General features: G+C 67.7%; 18 protein-coding genes and 1 pseudogene. 8 read left to right on the top strand and 11 right to left on the bottom strand.

Annotation, left to right across the window (positions count from 1 at the left end; all coding sequences use genetic code 11):
* Both AC5E6L_RS06940 and AC5E6L_RS06935 read left to right on the top strand, forming a co-directional pair.
* On the top strand, positions 1-845 hold an 845-nt coding region (locus AC5E6L_RS06940; protein WP_491772193.1), incomplete at its 5' end, for an EF-Tu/IF-2/RF-3 family GTPase.
* 186 nt (positions 846-1,031) lie between these two features.
* Entirely contained in the window at positions 1,032-1,688 is a 657-nt protein-coding gene (locus AC5E6L_RS06935; protein ID WP_491772191.1) for a peroxiredoxin, read from the top strand.
* A gap of 88 nt (positions 1,689-1,776) precedes the next feature.
* On the opposite strand, the gene AC5E6L_RS06930 is transcribed toward AC5E6L_RS06935, so the two are convergent.
* Positions 1,777-2,694: a pirin family protein gene (locus AC5E6L_RS06930; RefSeq protein WP_491772189.1), complete on the bottom strand. Its 918-nt coding sequence runs from the start codon at positions 2,692-2,694 to the stop codon at positions 1,777-1,779.
* Positions 2,695-2,783: 89 nt separating this feature from the next.
* Complete coding sequence (coaBC, locus tag AC5E6L_RS06925; RefSeq protein ID WP_491772187.1) at positions 2,784-4,025, bottom strand: bifunctional phosphopantothenoylcysteine decarboxylase/phosphopantothenate--cysteine ligase CoaBC; 1,242 nt, start codon at positions 4,023-4,025, stop codon at positions 2,784-2,786.
* A 42-nt stretch (positions 4,026-4,067) separates the two neighbouring features.
* Here coaBC and AC5E6L_RS06920 point away from each other — a divergent pair, with 42 nt between their 5' ends.
* Positions 4,068-4,301, top strand: a complete 234-nt coding sequence (locus AC5E6L_RS06920) for a hypothetical protein (protein ID WP_491772185.1) — start codon at positions 4,068-4,070, stop codon at positions 4,299-4,301.
* Here the strand turns inward: AC5E6L_RS06920 and AC5E6L_RS06915 are convergent.
* From AC5E6L_RS06915 to ubiE, 3 genes are all read right to left on the bottom strand, one after another.
* Entirely contained in the window at positions 4,274-4,588 is a 315-nt protein-coding gene (locus AC5E6L_RS06915; protein WP_491230614.1) for a FitA-like ribbon-helix-helix domain-containing protein, read from the bottom strand. The genes AC5E6L_RS06920 and AC5E6L_RS06915 overlap by 28 nt on opposite strands.
* Before the next feature lie 66 nt (positions 4,589-4,654).
* Entirely contained in the window at positions 4,655-6,229 is a 1,575-nt protein-coding gene (ubiB, locus tag AC5E6L_RS06910) for a 2-polyprenylphenol 6-hydroxylase (RefSeq protein WP_491772183.1), read from the bottom strand.
* A gap of 4 nt (positions 6,230-6,233) precedes the next feature.
* On the bottom strand, positions 6,234-7,010 hold the full coding sequence (gene ubiE / locus AC5E6L_RS06905; RefSeq protein ID WP_491772181.1) for a bifunctional demethylmenaquinone methyltransferase/2-methoxy-6-polyprenyl-1,4-benzoquinol methylase UbiE: 777 nt from the start codon (positions 7,008-7,010) through the stop codon (positions 6,234-6,236).
* Positions 7,011-7,159: 149 nt separating this feature from the next.
* On the opposite strand from ubiE, the gene AC5E6L_RS06900 reads away from it, so the two are divergent.
* Together AC5E6L_RS06900 and upp are read left to right on the top strand one after the other, a co-directional pair.
* Entirely contained in the window at positions 7,160-8,140 is a 981-nt protein-coding gene (locus AC5E6L_RS06900; RefSeq protein ID WP_491772179.1) for an adenosine deaminase, read from the top strand.
* A gap of 94 nt (positions 8,141-8,234) precedes the next feature.
* Positions 8,235-8,864, top strand: a complete 630-nt coding sequence (upp, locus tag AC5E6L_RS06895; RefSeq protein ID WP_491230059.1) for a uracil phosphoribosyltransferase — start codon at positions 8,235-8,237, stop codon at positions 8,862-8,864.
* Between the two features lie 29 nt (positions 8,865-8,893).
* On the opposite strand, the gene deoA is transcribed toward upp, so the two are convergent.
* Genes deoA through AC5E6L_RS06865 form a run of 6 tightly spaced genes read right to left on the bottom strand, consistent with a single transcriptional unit; the run spans position 8,894 to position 15,060 of the window.
* On the bottom strand, positions 8,894-10,207 hold the full coding sequence (gene deoA / locus AC5E6L_RS06890; protein WP_491230058.1) for a thymidine phosphorylase: 1,314 nt from the start codon (positions 10,205-10,207) through the stop codon (positions 8,894-8,896).
* Complete coding sequence (locus AC5E6L_RS06885; protein ID WP_491230057.1) at positions 10,207-11,004, bottom strand: purine-nucleoside phosphorylase; 798 nt, start codon at positions 11,002-11,004, stop codon at positions 10,207-10,209. The genes deoA and AC5E6L_RS06885 overlap by 1 nt, the downstream gene beginning before the upstream one ends.
* Positions 11,001-11,402 (bottom strand): cytidine deaminase, encoded by a 402-nt coding sequence (cdd, locus tag AC5E6L_RS06880; protein WP_491230056.1) that lies wholly within the window; start codon positions 11,400-11,402, stop codon positions 11,001-11,003. The genes AC5E6L_RS06885 and cdd overlap by 4 nt, the downstream gene beginning before the upstream one ends.
* A 2-nt stretch (positions 11,403-11,404) precedes the next feature.
* Positions 11,405-12,376 (bottom strand): ABC transporter permease, encoded by a 972-nt coding sequence (locus AC5E6L_RS06875; protein ID WP_491230055.1) that lies wholly within the window; start codon positions 12,374-12,376, stop codon positions 11,405-11,407.
* Positions 12,377-12,384: 8 nt separating this feature from the next.
* Positions 12,385-13,518: an ABC transporter permease gene (locus AC5E6L_RS06870; RefSeq protein ID WP_491772175.1), complete on the bottom strand. Its 1,134-nt coding sequence runs from the start codon at positions 13,516-13,518 to the stop codon at positions 12,385-12,387.
* Positions 13,519-15,060, bottom strand: coding sequence for an ABC transporter ATP-binding protein (locus AC5E6L_RS06865; protein WP_491772173.1), 1,542 nt, complete (start codon positions 15,058-15,060; stop codon positions 13,519-13,521).
* A 178-nt stretch (positions 15,061-15,238) separates the two neighbouring features.
* Between AC5E6L_RS06865 and AC5E6L_RS06860 the strand changes: the two genes are divergently transcribed.
* The 3 genes and pseudogenes from AC5E6L_RS06860 to AC5E6L_RS06850 form a co-directional block, all read left to right on the top strand.
* Positions 15,239-15,451, top strand: a complete 213-nt coding sequence (locus AC5E6L_RS06860; RefSeq protein ID WP_491230498.1) for a SlyX family protein — start codon at positions 15,239-15,241, stop codon at positions 15,449-15,451.
* A gap of 19 nt (positions 15,452-15,470) precedes the next feature.
* On the top strand, positions 15,471-17,261 hold the full coding sequence (locus AC5E6L_RS06855; RefSeq protein ID WP_491230499.1) for a sodium:proton antiporter: 1,791 nt from the start codon (positions 15,471-15,473) through the stop codon (positions 17,259-17,261).
* Between the two features lie 67 nt (positions 17,262-17,328).
* Positions 17,329-17,553: pseudogene (locus tag AC5E6L_RS06850) on the top strand (hypothetical protein); the annotation flags it as partial.

The following is a 17,553-nucleotide window of genomic DNA, read 5'->3' as shown; positions in this document are numbered from 1 at the left end:
GCTCGGCGCTGCGCAATTTCGGCGTGCGCGACCTGATCGACGCGCTCGCCGAGTTTGCCCCGCGCCCGCGCGCGCAGGACGCCGATCTGCGCAAGGTCGAGGCGACCGAAAAGGGCATGACCGCCTTCGTTTTCAAGATCCAGGCCAATATGGACCCCAACCATCGCGATCGCATCGCTTTCGCGCGGGTCTGCTCTGGCACGCTTTCGCGCGGCATGAAGGCCAGGCTCGTGCGCACCGGCAAGGCGGTGACCCTGTCGGCGCCGCAATTCTTCTTCGCCCATCAGCGCCAGACCGCCGACAGCGCCTTTGCCGGCGATGTGGTCGGCATTCCCAATCACGGCACGCTGCGCATCGGCGACACGCTGACGGACGGCGAGGCGCTGCTGTTTCGCGGCGTGCCCAATTTCGCGCCCGAAATCCTGCGCCGTGTGCGGCTGATGGACGCCATGAAGGGCAAGAAGCTGGCCGAGGCGCTCGCGCAGATGGCCGAGGAGGGTGTCGTGCAGCTCTTCGTGCCCGAGGATGGCTCGCCCGCGATCGTCGGCGTGGTCGGCGCGCTGCAACTCGACGTGCTCAAGGCGCGGCTCGATGCCGAATATGCCTTGCCGGTCGATTTCGAGAGCGCGCGCTTTTCGGTCTGCCGCTGGATCTCGGCTGATACGCCGGCGGACCTGGATGCCTTCATTACCAAACAGCGCGCGGCCATCGCCCGCGATCTCGACGGCGATCCGGTGTTCCTGGCCGAAAACGCGTTCTCGCTGAACTATGAGGCCGAGCGCGCCCCGGCGATCGCCTTCGAGGCGGTCAAGGACTATCAGGTGACAGCGAAAAAAGCCGCCTGAAAGGCGCGGCGGGCGCAACGTTTTTCCCGAGCCCCGCCCGGCTCGCATATCGGCGCCCTTGCCCGGCCATGATGGGTGGCTATCGTGTTGCCGAACGGGGCGGCGCATCGCCGCGCCCTCTTTTCCGGCGCCCGCGACGGGCCTATCGAAAGGCCCTTCCTTCCCGAACCGACGAGGACCGAGACCATGGGACTGCGCATCAACGACACCATCCCCGACCTGACCGTGACGACCGACCAGGGACGCCTTTCCCTGCACGAATGGATCGGCGGGGACTGGGCCATATTGTTCTCCCACCCCAAGGACTTCACGCCCGTGTGCACGACCGAGTTCGGCGCCGTCGCAAGACTTGCCGATGAATGGGAAAGGCGCGGCACGAAGGTGATCGGCGTCTCCGTCGACAGCGCCGAGGACCATGTCAGATGGAAGGACGACATCGAAAAGGCCGGCGGCGCGGAGCCGGCGTTCCCGATCATCGCCGATGACGGGCTCGAAGTCTCGAAAGCGTTCGACATGCTGCCGGCCGAAGCCTATCTGCCCGATGGCCGCACGCCGGCCGACAGCGCCACCGTGCGCTCGGTCTTCATCATCGGGCCGGACAAGCAGCTCAAACTGTCCATGACCTATCCGATGAATGTCGGCCGCAACTTCGCCGAGGTGCTGCGCGCGCTCGACGGTTTGCAGACGGCCGCCAGGCACAATGTGGCGACACCCGCCGACTGGACGGTCGGCGAGGATGTCATCATTCCGGCGACGGTCAGCGACGACGAGGCGAAGGCGAAGTTCGGCACGTTCGAGACGATCCTGCCCTATCTGCGCAAGACCAGGGTGCCCGCGGGCTGATCCGCTGAGTTCATGTGTCACAATGCCGGCGGGATCGCTTCGCCGGCTTTTGTGTTGTTGGCGCCTGCCATCCCCTCGCGCCGCCGTCTCACACTCGCGCCTTCTCGCGGATGAAATCGCCCGTGCGCAGGTCGGCGAAGGCTTGGGCCAGCTCTTCGCGCGTGTTCATGACGATCGGGCCGTGCCAGGCGACCGGCTCCTTGATCGGCTTGCCGGCGACCAGCAGGAACCGGATGCCGCGCTCGCCCGCCTGCACGACCACCTCGTCGCCCGTATCGAACACCACCAGGGTTCGATCGCCGGACATGTCGCGCAGATGCACCTCCTCGCCGGCCACCTCCTTTTCCACCAGAACGCCGAACGGTTTCGAGGCGTCGCGGAACGTGCCCGACCCTTCGAAGATGTAGGCGAAGGCCGACCGGTAGGTGTCGACGGGCAGCGCCTTTCGGGTCAGCGGCGGCACGGTGACGTCGAGATATTGCGGATCGGCGGCGATGCCGTCGACAGGCCCTTTCTTGCCCCGGAACGCGCCGGTGATCAGGCGCACGCGCGTGCCGTCATCGTCGACCAGTTCGGGAATGTCGGCGCCCGAAATGTCCTGATAGCGCGGCGCGGTCATCTTGTCGCTTGCCGGCAGGTTGGCCCAGAGCTGGAAGCCGTGCATGCGGCCCTTCGCATCGCCCTTTGGCATTTCCTGGTGCAAGATGCCCGAGCCGGCGGTCATCCACTGCACCGAGCCGGGGCCGAGCGTGCCGGCATTGCCAAGGCTGTCGGCATGCTCGACAGAGCCGGCGAGCACATAGGTGATCGTCTCGATGCCCCGGTGCGGATGCCAGGGAAAGCCGGCCGCGTACCTGTCCGGCGAATCGTTGCGGAAATCGTCCATCATCAGGAACGGATCGGTCATGGACGGATCGCCGAAGCCGAACACGCGATGCAGGTGGACGCCGGCGCCCTCCATCGTGGGTTTGGCGCCGGAGATGTGCTTGACGGGCCGGATGGACATGGGTTTCGTGCTCCTTTTGTCCTCCAGATAGGGCGGCCATTATGGCGGGGCGAGGCCGGCCGGCGTGAACGGTCCGTTCAATGCCCGCTTCAGGCGGCCGGCGTTTCGAGGTGCCGGGCGACCAGATCGGCGATCCGCGCGGCGACCTGCGCCTTGTCCATCTCCGGCCAGGGTTCGGCGCCGTCGCCGGAGACCAGCGTGATGCGGTTGCGGTCGCCGCCCATCACCCCGCCCGCGCCGCCGATGCCGCTGTTGTGGGAGACGTCGTTGGCCACGATATAGTCCGCGCCCTTGCCGGCCAGCTTGGTTCGGGCGTTCGCGATCAGATCGCGCGTCTCGGCGGCGAAGCCGATGACGAGGCGGGGCCGGCTCGTCTCGTGCCGGCCGACCCATGCCAGAATGTCCGGGTTCTCGGCCAGCGCGATCGTTCCGATGCCGCCATCGCGTTTCTTGATCTTGTCGTCCGCCTGGCTGGCGGGCCGGTAGTCGGCGACGGCGGCGGCGAAGACCGCCGCGTCGGCGGGCAGCGACCGATGCACGGCATCGCGCATCTCAAGCGCGCTTTCGACCGCGATGACGTCGACGCCCGCCGGATCGGGGATCGAGACCGGGCCGGACACGAGCCGGACCGTGGCGCCGAGGCCGGCGAGCGCGGCGGCGATCGCATGGCCCTGCTTGCCCGAGGAGCGGTTGGCGATGTAGCGTACCGGGTCGATCGGCTCGTGCGTCGGCCCGGAGGTGACGATCACCGTCCTTCTGGCGAGCGGCCCGTGCCGGCCGTCGAGCAGCCGTTCGACGGCCGCGGCGATCTTGAGCGGTTCGGCCATGCGGCCCGTGCCGGTCTCGCCGCTCTCGGCCATCTCGCCCTCATCGGGGCCGACGAAGCCGATGCCGTCGCCGCTCAGCACCTGCCGGTTCCGGCGCGTGGCCGGATGGTCCCACATGGCCGGGTTCATCGCCGGCGCGACGAGGATCGGGCCGGTGGCGGCCAGCAGCACCGTCGAGGCAAGGTCGTTGGCAAGGCCATTGGCCATCTTCGCCATCAGGTCGGCGGTGGCCGGCGCGACGACGATCAGGTCGGTCTCGCGGGCCAGCCTGATATGGCCCACATCGTGCTCGGCCTGCCGGTCGAACAGGTCGGTGAACACCGTGTCGGCGGTCAGCGCGCCGACCGACAGCGGCGTGATGAACTCTTCGGCCGCCGCCGTCATCACGCAGCGGACGCAGGCGCCGCGCTCGCGCAGCCGCCGGATGAGGTCGAGGCACTTATAGGCCGCGATGCCGCCGCCGACGATCAGGAGGATCCGTTTTCCGGTCAGTGTCTGCTTCACGATCGCGTCTCACCGCATGGCGATGGCCGGGGTGATGTCGGTATGGACGAAATCGTCGCCCTTGAAAAGCAGCGGCAGGTCCCGTGTCCTTGTGAGCGCATGGGCGAAGCACTCGCCAAGATCGCGGCCCGCCCCATGTCCCGTGCCGCGACCGTAGAGCCGATAGGCCTTGATGGCCGCTTACAGTTGATGCGCGTCCAATGGCGCCGTTTCGATGCCAAGGTCCCCGACCCAGGCCCGCCATTCGTTCAGATCCATCCGGAATGCGGCGTCTGATGACAACGCCAAAGGCTTCCAGCACGGTCGCCGTCGATACGACGCAAACCTTCGTCCCAGATCTCGTCGGTCAGCCTTTTCAGGTCGAACGGTTCGTCGGGTTTTCGTGCATAGCGTCTCAGAATCTCTTCGGCGCTCACCTCACCGCTTCCGGCGCGACGGCTTCGTCTCGGCCTCGCCAGCCTGTCGCGCGCTTCCTGCTCCATGGATACGCCACGCTCGGCGGCGGCGCGCCCGATGTCGCGCTTGACCTCTTCATCGAGATTGCGGATCGTCAATGTCGCCACGATCATCTCCGTGATGACTGCAATGTGCGCATTGCCGGCAATGCGGTCAAACAGGGCGGTTGTCCCTCATCCCACCGCCCAGGCCACCCAGATCGCGGCGACGGCGATGACCCACAGCGCCACGCGGCCCCATCGGCTTTGGCGGGCCTCGGCCCTGCCGATGGCGTCGACGGTCCGTGGCGACAGTTTCATCCCATGTTCGACCATATCGGCCATCTCCTGGCTCAGCCGTTCGGTGCGTTCGGCCAGTTGCGGCACCTGCCGCGCGAGGCGCAACGCGGCGTGGATGCCCTCCCGCGTGTCCTTTGCGATGGCGGCCGGGCCGAGATTGTGCCGCACCCATTCGCCGACGATCGGCTCGGCCGCCGCCCACATGTCGAACTGCGGGTCGAGCATGCGGGCATTGCCCTCGGCGACGACCATGGTCTTCTGCAAAAGGATCAGTTCGGGCCGCGTCTGCATGTCGAACATGTCGGTGACGTCGAACAGGAGCGTCAGAAGGTTGCCCATCGAGATCGTGTCGGCCGACTGGTCGCGGATCGGCTCGCCGACGGCCCGCAGCGCCTGGGCGAAGGCTTCGACATCGTGGGACCGCGGCACGTAGCCGGCCTCGAAATGCACCTCGGCGACACGGCGATAGTCCCGACGGATGAAGCCGTACAGGATCTCGGCCAGAAAGCGCCGCTCCTTGATGCCGATCCGGCCCGCAATACCCAGGTCGACGGCGACGATATCACCGTTCGGCACCACGAACAGGTTCCCCGGATGCATGTCGGCATGGAAGAAGCCGTCGCGCATGGCATGGCGAAGGAAGGACTGGATGACGTTGACGGCCAGTCGCGAAAGGTCGTGCCCGGCCGTCCTCAGCGCGGCGACATCGCTCATCTTGATGCCGTCGATCCACTCCATGGTCAGCACGTCGCGGCCGGTGCGCTGCCAGTCGACCTTGGGGACGCGGAAGCCGGGATCGTCGCGCGTGTTCTCGGCCAGTTCCGACAGGGCGGCGCCTTCGAGCCTCAGATCCATCTCGATGCGCGTCGACTGGGCGAGCGTTTCGGCGATCGCCACCGGGCGCAGGCGGCGCGAGGAGGGCACGTATCGCTCCTGCATGCGGGCGAACAGGAAGAAGGCTTCAAGGTCGCGGTCGAAGCGCGCGCGCACGCCGGGGCGGATCACCTTGACGGCGACCTTGCGTTCGCCATGGCCGTCGCGCGTGACCGCCGGGTGCACCTGGGCGATCGAGGCGGCGGCGATAGGCTCGCCGATGCGCACGAACAGCTCGCCGACCGTCAGGCCGAGCGACCCCTCGATGCGCCGATAGGCGTCGGCGCTGGCAAAGCTCTCCATATTGTCCTGCAGATTGGCCAGATCGACGGCCATCCGAAGGCCGATAATGTCCGGCCGCGTGGCCAGGAACTGGCCGAGCTTGGCGTAGGACGGGCCGAGCCGCGCGATGGCCTTGGTCATGCGCTGGGCGCCGCCAAGGCGCGCGACGCGCTTGCGCGCCAGGCGGGTGGCGATCGTGTGGCCGGTCAGGGCGGGTCCGGACAGGCCCTGGCGCGGCAGCGCGGCGATCACGCCTTCGCGCGAAAGCACCCAGACCGCCCGCATCAGACGCAGCGCTGCGAACACACGTGCCATCGGGTCAGATTTTCCAGCCCGAATGGAGCGCGGCGATCCCGCCCGCATAGTTGCGCCAGGTGACGCGCGCGAACCCGGCCGCCTCGACCATCGCGGCGAAATCGCCCTGCCGGGGGAACCTGGCGATCGATTCGACGAGGTAGCGATAGGGCGCGGCATCGCCGGCGACGATGCGGCCGATCCGCGGGATCGCGCGGAAGGAAAAGACCTCGTAGAGGGTGTCGAGCACAGGCATGTCGACCTCGGAGAATTCAAGGCACAGGAACCGGCCGCCGGGCTTGAGCACGCGATGGGCCTCGCCGAGCGCCCTTGGAATGTCGGGCACGTTGCGGATGCCGAAAGCGACCGTATAGGCGTCGAACGTCGCATCCTCGAACGGCAGGCCCTCGGCATTGGCTTCGACGAAATCGAGATTGTCCGCAAGGCCGTGCCTTCGCGCCCGCTCGCGGCCGACATCGAGCATCGAGCCGTTGATGTCGAGCACGCTCACGCGGGCGTTGCGGCGCGAGGCCTCCACGGCGCGAAGGGCGATGTCGCCCGTGCCGCCGGCGACATCGAGCAAGCGCCAGCGGGCGCGCCTTGGCGGCGCGAGCGCGGCCACCATCGCATCCTTCCACACGCGGTGCATGCCGCCCGACATCAGGTCGTTCATGATGTCATAGCGGCGGGCGACGGCGTGGAACACGTCGTCGACGCGGGCCTGCTTGTCGCCCTCTGCGACCTCGGCAAAGCCGAAGCTGCGCTTCATGGCGTCGCCGCCGCCGGTTCTGGATGTGGACATGGCGATCCTGCCCGAAAAAGCTGCGTGCGTTCAAGACGTTTGCCGGTGTAAAGCAAAACGGCCCGCAGGCAAACGCGGCACGCGTATCGGCCGGATCGGGGCGCATGCGCAAGCGGCCCATTCGTCGCGGGCACGGAAGGCGTTCGAAGATGGTGCCCAAGGCGGAACTGCATTGCCATATCGAGGGCGCGGCCGGCCCCGCGCTCGCCCGGCGCCAGGCCGCCCTCTACGGGGTCGACCTGTCGGCCATCGTCTCGGGCGGCGCCTATCGCTGGACCGGCTTCACCGAATTCCTGCATGTCTACGACACGGTGGCCGCGCTGTTCCGCACACGCGAGGACTATGGGCTGCTCGCGCACGACTATCTGACCTCGCTCGCCGCCGCCGGCTGCATCTATTGCGAATTCTTCATCTCCACCGATCATGCCGAAAAGACCGGCCTTTCCCCGCGCGCCTATATCGAAGGGCTCGCCGAGGGGATCGTGCGCGCGAAAGCCGAAACCGGCATCGAAGGCCGGATGATCGCCACGGGCCTGCGCCATGGCGGTCCCGAGGCGGTCGAACGGGCCGCCCGCTTCATCGCCGACAACCCGCACCCGCTGGTCACGGGCTTCGGCATGGCGGGCGACGAGCGCATGCACCATCCGAAGGATTTCGCGCGCGCCTTCGAGGTGGCGCGCGCCGCCGGCCTGCGCATCACCGTGCATGCGGGCGAACTGTGCGGAGCCGCCAGCGTACGCGACGCGCTCGACCATCTGCGGCCCGAGCGGATCGGCCATGGCGTGCGCGCCATCGAGGACCCCGCGCTCGTGAACCGGCTGGCCGAAGACGGCATCGTGCTGGAGGTCTGTCCGGCCTCCAACATCGCCCTCAAGGTGTTCGCGGACCATGGGGCGCACCCTTTCAACGCGCTGCGCGCGGCGGGCGTGAAGGTGACGCTCAATTCGGACGACCCGTCGCACTTCCATTCCTCGCTGGCCAACGAATACGCGATCGCGCGGGATCGTTTCGGCCTTGACGACGCGGCGCTGACGGCGGTGACGCGCACGGCGATCGAGGCGGCCTTTTGCGATGCCGGCACCAAAACCGCGCTGCTGGCCAGGCTCGACGGCGCCGAACCGGCCATTTGACGGTGGATCGGGCGCGACACGGCGCGGCGATCGTCTTCCGTCGCCTTGAAGCAAGCGCTAGGGTCGCGCGGCTCCACTCCCAGAGGCGTTTCCCATGCAACAGGTCACGATCGTCGATCACCCGCTGGTCCGGCACAAGCTCACCCAGATGCGCAAGCGCGAGACGTCGACGGCCGGCTTCCGCCGCCTTCTGGGCGAGATATCCCATCTTCTTTGCTACGAGGCGACGCGCGAACTGCCGATGACCACCGAGACGATCGAGACGCCGTTGACCGACATGGAGGCGCCGATCCTGGCCGGCAAGAAGCTGGTCTTCGCCTCGGTGCTGCGCGCTGGCAACGGCCTGCTCGAAGGCATGCTCGACCTGGTGCCCTCGGCGCGTGTGGCCCATATCGGCCTTTACCGCGATCCCGACACGCTCGAACCGGTCGACTATTATTTCAAGGCGCCCGAGGATCTGTCGGACCGGCCGACCATCGTGGTCGACCCCATGCTGGCCACCGCCAATTCGGCCATCGCCGCCGTCGACAGGCTGAAGGCGCGCGGCGCGGCCAATCTGCGCTTCGTGTGCCTGCTCGCCGCGCCCGAGGGCATCGAAAAGTTCACCGGCGCGCATAAGGACGTGCCGATCATCACCGCCGCGATCGACAGCCATCTGGACGATCATGGCTACATCGTGCCCGGCCTTGGCGACGCCGGCGACCGCATGTACGGCACCAAGTAGAGTGCATCCGGCCGAGACGGCGGCGCGCCTCAGCCGGTCACCGTTTCGGCGATCACCGGCCGTTCGGCCGGCGCGTCCCCGGCGAGCGTGACGGCATCGAGCACCGCCTGCCGCGCGCGCGCCAGCGACGCTTCGTCGCGGGCATGGAGACGGGCCAGCGGATCGCCCTTTTCCAGGCGCGTCCCGGTGCCGGCAATTTCATCCATGCCGACCGCGTGATCGACGCGGTCCTCGCGGCGCCGCCGCCCGCCGCCCATCTCCACCACGGCGACCCCCAGCGCGCGCGTGTTCCAGCGGGCGACGAAGCCCGCTCCGGGCGCGCCGACATAATCGATCAACGGGGCGACGGGCAGATGTTCCCGATAGCGCTCGACGAAGTCGGCGGGCCCGCCAAGGCCGGCCACCATCCGGCCGAAGCGCTCCGCGGCCCGGCCGTCATCGAGCGCGGCGAGGGCCGTCGTCATGGCCGCCTCGCGCGCATCGGCGCGTCCGGCCAAAACCAGCATTTCCGCAACCAGCGTCAGCACGGCGTCTTCAAGGCGCCGGTCGCGCCACCCGCCCGTCAGGAACCGCACCGCGTCGGCGACCTCCACCGCGTTGCCGGCGGCCGGGGCGAGCGGCTCGTTCATGTCGGTCAGGATCGCCGCCGTCTTCGTGCCCGCGCCGTTGGCCACCCGCACGAGGCTCTCGGCCAGCGCGCGCGTTGCGTCCATCCCGTCGATGAAGGCGCCGTTGCCGAACTTGACATCGAGCACCAGCGAGCCGAGCCCGGCGGCGAGCTTCTTGGACAGGATCGAGGCGGTGATCAGCGACAGGTTCTCGACGGTTGCCGTGACATCGCGCACGCCGTAGATGCGCTTGTCGGCGGGCGCCAGATCGGCCGTCTGGCCGATGATGGCGCAGCCGACATCGCGCGTGACGCCACGGAACGTCGCATTGTCGGGCGCGACGTCGTAGCCGGGGATCGATTCCATCTTGTCGAGCGTGCCGCCCGTATGGCCGAGCCCGCGCCCGGAGATCATCGGCACGGCGAGCCCGCACGCGGCGGCAATGGGGGCCAGCATCAGCGAGACATTGTCGCCGACCCCGCCGGTGGAGTGCTTGTCGGCGACCGGGCGGTCGAGATCGGACCAGTCGAGCACGTCGCCGCTGTCGCGCATGGCGAGCGTCAGGGCGACGGTCTCGTCGCGGTCCATGCCCCTGAAACAGACCGCCATGGCGAGCGCGGCGATCTGCGCGTCGGTGACCGAGCCGTCCGTGACGCCTTGGACGAACGCGGCGATCTCGCCGCGCGTCAGGGCCGCGCCGTCGCGCTTGGCGCGGATGGTCTCCTGCGGGAGCATCAGTGCGAATCCGCGACGAACCGGGTCAGGATCGTCCGCAGGCGCGCCCCGCCGACGGGCGCCATCTGCTTGGTCTCCCGGTGCGACAGTTCGGCCCCGGTCATGCCCGCCGCGAAATTGGTGATCACCGAGCAGGCGGCACAGTTCAGCCCGACGAAGCGCCCAAGGATCACCTCGGGCACGGTCGACATGCCGACCGCGTCCGCGCCGAACGTGCGCGCCATGCGGATTTCGGCGGGCGTTTCGAAGCTGGGACCCGAGAACCACATATAGACACCCTCGCCGAGCGGAATGTCCTCGGCCCTTGCGGCCGCCCGCAACCCGTCGCAGAGTCCGGCATCGTAGGCGGCGGTCAGCCCCACGAAGCGCCGGTCGCTTTCCTCGCCGATCAGCGGGTTGGCCCCGGAGAAGTTGATGTGATCGGTGATCAGCATGACCGATCCGGGCGGCAGGTCCGCGCGCAGCGAGCCGGCCGAATTGGTCAGGACGAGGTTCCCGATGCCGAGCCCGCGCAGGATCTCGATCACGGGCCGCATCGCCGCCGCATCGCCCTTTTCGTAATAATGGGCCCGGCCGGACAGCATCATGACCGGCTTGCCGGCCAGCGTGCCGGCGACCAGTTCGCCCGCATGGCCCGAAACGCCCGAGGCAGGGAAGCCGGCCAGTTCGCCATACGGCATGTGGACGGCGCCCTCGACCGTCTCGACGAGCCCGCCAAGGCCCGAGCCGAGCACGAAGGCGGTCCGCGGCGCCAGCCCTTCGAGCCGCTCGATGATATGGTCGATGGTGGCGATCATCCTGTCAGCGCGTCGCCGTCGAAGCCCCTTGGCAGGAGTGCGGCCATCGTGACGCTCTCAACGATCCGGCCGTCGGCGCAAAGATGCACCCTGGCCCCGGCGGTCGCGAACTCGGCCAGCCGCTGGCGGCAGCCGCCGCAGGGCGTGCAAAGCGGCAGCTTCTCGGCGATCACGCATATGTCGGTGATGGTCCCGCCGCCGCCCATCACATAGTGCGACAGCGCGGTGGTTTCCGCGCACCAGCCCTCGGGATAGGAGGCGACCTCGATATTGCCGCCGGCGAAGATGCGCCCGTCTTCGGTCAGGATCGCCGCCCCGACCGGAAACCGCGAATAGGTCGGTCGCGATTTGCCCATCGCTTCGCTGGCGGCGGCGAGCAGCGCGTCGAGATCGGCCATGGTCAGCGCTCCTTCACATAGGGCTGGCCGCCGGCCTTGGGCGGCACCGCCTTGCCGATGAAGCCGGCCAAAAGGACGACGGTGAGGATGTAGGGCAGCGCCTGCATGAATTGCGGCGGCACCTCGAACAGGCCGATGTCGATGCCGGCGAAGCGGATCGCCACCGCATCGAGGAAACCGAACAGCAGGCAGGCGAACATGACGGGCACGGGCCGCCACTTGGCGAAGATCAGCGCGGCCAGCGCGATGAAGCCCTTGCCGGCGGTCATGTCTTTGACGAAGCCGGCATTCTGGGCGACCGCCAGATAGGCGCCGGCGAACCCGCACAGGATGCCGGTGCACATCACCGCCCGATAGCGCAGCCATGTCACCGAGATGCCGGCGGTGTCGACCGCGCCGGGGTTCTCGCCGACCGCGCGCAATCGCAGGCCAAAGCGCGTGCGGAACAGGACCCACCATGTGAACGGCACGGCGGCGAAGGCCAGATAGACCAGGATCGAATGGCCCGAGATCAGTTCCGAATAGATCGGACCCAGCACCGGCACGTCGCGCACGGCCCCGGCGAACGGAAGGTCGATCGCGGTGAATCGGCTGCCTTGCTCCATCAAGGCCGGCGTGCGGCCGCCCTGGCGGAACCAGGCCTGGCCCAGGATGACCGTCGTGCCGGCGGCGATGAAGTTGATCGCCACGCCCGAGACGATCTGGTTGCCGCGATGGGTGATCGAGGCGAAGCCGTGCACCAGCGCAAGGAAGGTCGAGATGACGATGGCGAAGAAAAGGCCGATCCAGGCCGAGCCGTAGACCGCCGCCGCGGCCGCGCCGGCGAACGCTGCGGCGAGCATCTTGCCTTCGAGCCCGATGTCGAAAATGCCCGCACGTTCCGAATAAAGGCCCGCGAGCGCGGCGAACATCAGCGGAATCGCCAGCCGCACCGTCGAATCGAGGATCGATATCAGGGTTTCGAAGACGCCCATGGCCGCCCCTATTGGCCCGGCTGCGGCGAGGAGCCGAGCGCGCGGCCCCCGGCCATGTGGAACAGCCGCGCGACCGTCGGCCGGAACATGTGTTCGAGCGCCCCGGCGAACAGGATCACCAGCCCCTGGATGATGACGATCATGTCGCGCGAGATCGCCGGCATCTCGAAGGAGAGCTCCGCGCCGCCCTGATAGAGCATGCCGAACAGGATCGCGGCCGGCACGATGCCGGCCGGATGCGACCGGCCCATCAGCGCCACCGCGATGCCGACAAAGCCCGCCCCGGCGACGAAGTTCATTTGCAGGCGCGTCTGGTCGCCCATGACGGGGTTCAGCGCCATCATCCCGGCCAGGGCGCCCGAGACCATCATGGTCAGGATGATCACCCTGGTCTGGTTGATGCCGGCATATCTGGCGGCGCCGGGCGAATGGCCCATGGTGCGGATCTCGTAGCCGAGCCGCGTGCGCCAGATCAGCACCCAGACGCCGAAGGCCGAGGCGAGGGCGACGAGGAAGGTGATGTTGAGCGGCGCCGAGCGGATCGTCAACCCGAACATCTCCAGCATCCAGTCGAGCCTGGGCAGGTGGGCGCCCTCGGCGAAGGTTCGCGTTTCCGGGGCCATCGAGCCGACCGGCTTGAGCGGGCCGACCAGCAGATAGACCATCACGCTGGCGGCGATGAAGTTGAACATGATCGTGGTGATCACGATGTGGCTGCCGCGCGTGGCCTGAAGCCAGGCCGGGATCAGCGCCCAGAGCGCGCCGGCGAGCGCGGCCAGCATCGTCGCCAGCGGCAGGTTGATCCACCAGGGAAACACCGCGTCGAAGGCCAGGCAGGTGATCGCGACGCCCAGGCCCCCCACATAGGCCTGTCCTTCGCCGCCGATGTTGAACAGGCCGCAATGGAAGGCGACCGCCATGCAAAGGCCGGTGAAGATGAAGCTCGTCGCATAGAAAAGCGTGTAGCCGATGCCGTCGCCGGACCCGAACGCGCCCTGCACGAGAAGCTGCGCGGCATGGACGGGGTTTTCGCCGACCAGCAGCACGACGAGGCCGGCCACCAGAAAGGCGACGGTGACATTGACCAGCGGTATCAGGCCGTAATCGACCCAGGGCGGCAGCTTCGCGTAAGGAACGGCCATCTACGCGGCGGCCTCCCTGGTGGTTTCGCCCTCTATGCCCGCCATCAGCAGGCCCAGTTCGCCCTCGGTCGCGTCCGGGCCGCGCTCGCCGACGATGCGGCCGGCGAACATGACGAGGATGCGGTCGGCCAGCGACCGGATCTCGTCCAGTTCCACCGAGACCAGCAGCACCGCCTTGCCGGCGTCGCGCATCTCGATGATCCGCTTGTGGATGAACTCGATCGCGCCGACATCGACGCCGCGCGTGGGCTGGCCGACGATCAACACGGTCGGGTCCCGCTCCATCTCGCGGGCCAGGACGATCTTCTGCTGGTTGCCGCCCGAGAAGCTGGCCGTCTTCAGCCGCGGGTCGGGCGGCCGGATGTCGTACTTTTCGATCTTGGCCATCGCGTCGGCGCGGATGCTGGCGATGTCGAGCATCGGGCCGTTCACATAGTCCGCATCGCCATGATAGCCCAGGATCGCGTTCTCGTTCTCCTCGAACTGGAGCACCAGGCCCATATGGTGGCGGTCCTCGGGCACGTGCGCCATGCCGCGCTTGCGCAGCATGAACGGATCGGCCTGGCCGGTCACGCCGATCGGCTGTCCATCCAGCAGAACACGGCCGGTCTCGGCCCGCCTGATCCCGGCGATCGCCTCGATCACCTGGCTCTGGCCGTTGCCCGCAACGCCCGCGATGCCCACGATCTCGCCCGCGCGCACCTCGAACGAGACATTGTCGACCATCGTCACGCCGCGACCGTCCCTGACGGTCAGCCTCTCGACGGCCAGCTTGGCTGCGCCCGGCTTTGCCTCGCCCTTTTCCACGCGCAGAAGGACGCGCCGCCCGACCATCAGTTCGGCCAGTTCCTCGACCGAGGTCTCGGCCGTCCTGCGGGTGGCCACCATCGCCCCCTGGCGCATCACAGACACCGTGTCGGTCACCGCCATGATCTCGCCCAGCTTGTGCGTGATCAGCACGATCGTCTTGCCCTGCTCCTTGAGCTGCTTGAGGATGCGGAACAGATGGCCGGCCTCGGCCGGTGTCAGAACGCCCGTCGGCTCGTCCAGGATCAGGATCTCGGCGCCGCGGTAGAGCGCCTTGAGGATTTCGACGCGCTGTTGCAGGCCGACCGGCAGGTCCTCGATCACCGCCGACGCATCGACCTCAAGCGCATACTCCTCCTCGAGCCGCTTGAGTTCGGCCCGCGCGCCGGCGATCGACCCGCCCAGAAGCTGGGCGCCCTCGGCGCCCAGCATGACGTTTTCCAGCACGGTGAAGTTCTCGACCAGCATGAAGTGCTGGTGGACCATGCCGATGCCCTTGGCGATGGCGTCGTTGGGCGTGTTGACGGACACCGTCTCGCCGTCCACCTTGATGGTCCCCGCATCGGCCTGGTAGAAACCGTAAAGGATCGACATCAAGGTCGACTTGCCGGCGCCGTTTTCGCCGATGATGCCGTGGATCGTGCCCTTTTCGACGGCCAGGTTGATGTCTTGGTTGGCGTGAACCGGTCCGAAACTCTTGTCGATTCCGATCAGCTCGATTGCATAGGGCGCCATGCGCTTTCCGTTTCCCGGGCCGGAAGGATCATCCTTAAAATCGCCGAACCCTAGCATTTTCATTGCTTGAATCCAGCCCGAATTGGCCGTCTGCTGGCGTGACCTGCACCGCCGCGCGGCAATGCTTGGCTCACGGTTCGCCGCCATGCTACCGTGCGGCACGTCGATGGGACCTTTGATGGCAAAGACCGACAGCGAACGACTGGACGATCTGGAAGTGCTGGCCGCTCACCAGGCACAGATGCTTGACGACCTCAACGAGGTGGTGATCGCCCAGGGTGACGTCATCGCCGATCTGCGTCGCAAGCTCGATGCCCTGGCCCGCCGCTTTGCCGCGCTCGAAGAGCAGGTGCGCGGCGCCGCCCCCGTCGACAAGCCGCCACACTGGTGAGCGGACGCCGGTAGCCGCCATGGCCCTTGATCCCCACATGCTCGGCCCCGCACTGACCGGCGCCCTGATCGTCGCCATGTTCGCCGCCTTTGCGCGCGAATGGCGCGCGCCGGAGGTGATCGCAGGGCTCGGGGTCTCGGTCCTGCTGGTCGCCGGCATTGTCGAGACGGCCGACGTGCTGGCCGTCCTTTCCTCGCCCGCCATCGCCACGATCGCGGCCATGTTCGTGGTTTCCGCCGCCCTGGTGCGCACGGGCGCGGTCGACCGGTTCGCCCGGTTCGCCACCGAACGCGCCAGGACGAGCCCTGCCCTTGCCTTCTTCGCCTTCCTGGGCGCGGCCGCCGCGATGAGCGCGTTCATGAACAACACGCCGGTGGTCATGCTGATGATACCGGTGGCGGCGCAGATGGCCCGGCAGACCGGCCAGGCGTCCTCGAAGCTTCTGATCCCGCTCTCCTATGCGGCGATCCTTGGCGGCACCTGCACGCTGATCGGCACTTCGACCAACCTTCTGGTCGACACGGTCGCGCGCGATCAGGGGCTGGAACCGTTCGGCATCTTCGAGATCGCGCCGGTGGGGCTGGTCGCGGCCACGGCCGGCATCTGCGTGATGTTTCTGGCGCGCGCCATCCTGCCGGTGCGCCAGGACATGGCCGGGCTCGGCGGCAGCCAGCGGGGCCGGCGCTTCATCGTGCAGGCCGTGATCGAGGAGGGCTCGCCCCATGTGGGCGTCCGTGCCCGCGAGGTGGTGGCCTTCAACCAGCCCGAACGGCGCGTCATCGACGTGTTGCGCGGCGATCTGTCGCTGCGCCGCGATCTCGACAATGCGATCCTGGAGCCGGGCGACATCGTGGTGCTGCGCTCGCCGGTGGCCGAAATCCTGTCGATGAAGGAGGAGGGCCAGCTCGGCGGCGCCGGCCGTCGCCTGCAACAGACCGGCGCGCGCACCTCGGTGCTCGTCGAGATCCTGATCGGCCCGGACGCGCGCATACTGGGCCGTACCCTGCGCCACCTGCGTCTCAGGCGGCGCTACGGCATCTATCCGATCGCGCTGCATCGGGGCGGCATGAACATGGCCGACCGTTTCGAGACGACGCCTCTGGCGGTCGGCGACACGCTGTTGATCGAGGGCGCGCCCGAGGATCTGTCGCGCCTTGCCGAGGAAAACGGCCTCGTCAATGTCTCCCAGCCATCCGAGCGCGGGTTCCGCCGCGACAAGGCCCCGTTGGCGATCGGCATTGCGCTGACCGTCGTCCTCGCCGCCGCGCTGAACGTGATGCCGATCGCCGGCGCCGCCGTCATCGGGGCCGTGCTGGTCCTGGTCACGCGCTGCGTGGAGGCCGACGAGGCCGTGCAGGCGGTCGACTGGCGGGTTCTCGGCCTGATCGCCGGCATGCTGGCGATCGGCGCGGCGATGCAGAAGACCGAGCTTGCGGCCATCATCGTGGGCGCGGTCGAGCCTTTTCTGATGGACCTGGCGCCGATCGTCGCGCTCGCCTGCGTCTATCTTCTGACCACCGTTCTGACCGAGCTTGTCACCAACAATGCGGTGGCGGTGATCATAACGCCGGTCGCCATCGGCCTGGCCCAGGCGCTTGGGCTCGATCCGCGCCCCTTCGTGATCGCCGTGATGGTCGCCGCGTCCGCCAGCTTCATCACGCCGATCGGCTATCAGACCAACACGCTGGTCTACAATGCGGGCGGCTACCGCTTCACGGATTTCCTCCGCCTCGGCCTGATCATGGACGGAACCACCTTCCTGGCCGCCATGGCGATCATCCCTTTGGTGTGGCCGCTTCAGCCGGCATGACGCCCCGCTGCGGGCGACATTCGTTCAATCGAAACAGCGATGCCACGTAATGGTGGGATGCGATGACGTGCATCTGCCGGGCAATCCGGATCGGTTGGGAAAACCGCGGTCCTGTATCGCCAAGCTTGAAGGCGGAGAACGGCGTCTTGACGTCGTGGAGTTTGTTGCTCTTGTGAAAGCAATGAACGCGGAGCCTTCAGCGCTCTTTGGTCAGCTTCTCAGCGCGCTCGAAGCCACTAGAGCATGTCAGGTTTTGATGGGGCATAGCCTGCGTTTTCGATGTAATTTTCGC

The sequence above is a fragment of the Roseitalea sp. genome, assembly GCF_984466335.1.
This window is presented reverse-complemented; position numbering and strand designations above follow the sequence as displayed.

Excerpts from the sequence above, each read along its gene's own strand:
- AC5E6L_RS06935 (WP_491772191.1), top strand. The coding sequence starts at position 1,032 with ATGGGACTGCGCATCAACGACACCATCCCCGACCTGACCGTGACGACC.
- AC5E6L_RS06930 (WP_491772189.1), bottom strand. The coding sequence starts at position 2,694 with ATGTCCATCCGGCCCGTCAAGCACATCTCCGGCGCCAAACCCACGATG.
- AC5E6L_RS06920 (WP_491772185.1), top strand. The coding sequence starts at position 4,068 with ATGGACGAAATCGTCGCCCTTGAAAAGCAGCGGCAGGTCCCGTGTCCT.
- ubiB (WP_491772183.1), bottom strand. The coding sequence starts at position 6,229 with ATGGCACGTGTGTTCGCAGCGCTGCGTCTGATGCGGGCGGTCTGGGTG.
- ubiE (WP_491772181.1), bottom strand. The coding sequence starts at position 7,010 with ATGTCCACATCCAGAACCGGCGGCGGCGACGCCATGAAGCGCAGCTTC.
- AC5E6L_RS06900 (WP_491772179.1), top strand. The coding sequence starts at position 7,160 with ATGGTGCCCAAGGCGGAACTGCATTGCCATATCGAGGGCGCGGCCGGC.
- upp (WP_491230059.1), top strand. The coding sequence starts at position 8,235 with ATGCAACAGGTCACGATCGTCGATCACCCGCTGGTCCGGCACAAGCTC.
- deoA (WP_491230058.1), bottom strand. The coding sequence starts at position 10,207 with ATGCTCCCGCAGGAGACCATCCGCGCCAAGCGCGACGGCGCGGCCCTG.
- AC5E6L_RS06885 (WP_491230057.1), bottom strand. The coding sequence starts at position 11,004 with ATGATCGCCACCATCGACCATATCATCGAGCGGCTCGAAGGGCTGGCG.
- cdd (WP_491230056.1), bottom strand. The coding sequence starts at position 11,402 with ATGGCCGATCTCGACGCGCTGCTCGCCGCCGCCAGCGAAGCGATGGGC.
- AC5E6L_RS06875 (WP_491230055.1), bottom strand. The coding sequence starts at position 12,376 with ATGGGCGTCTTCGAAACCCTGATATCGATCCTCGATTCGACGGTGCGG.
- AC5E6L_RS06870 (WP_491772175.1), bottom strand. The coding sequence starts at position 13,518 with ATGGCCGTTCCTTACGCGAAGCTGCCGCCCTGGGTCGATTACGGCCTG.
- AC5E6L_RS06865 (WP_491772173.1), bottom strand. The coding sequence starts at position 15,060 with ATGGCGCCCTATGCAATCGAGCTGATCGGAATCGACAAGAGTTTCGGA.
- AC5E6L_RS06860 (WP_491230498.1), top strand. The coding sequence starts at position 15,239 with ATGGCAAAGACCGACAGCGAACGACTGGACGATCTGGAAGTGCTGGCC.
- AC5E6L_RS06855 (WP_491230499.1), top strand. The coding sequence starts at position 15,471 with ATGGCCCTTGATCCCCACATGCTCGGCCCCGCACTGACCGGCGCCCTG.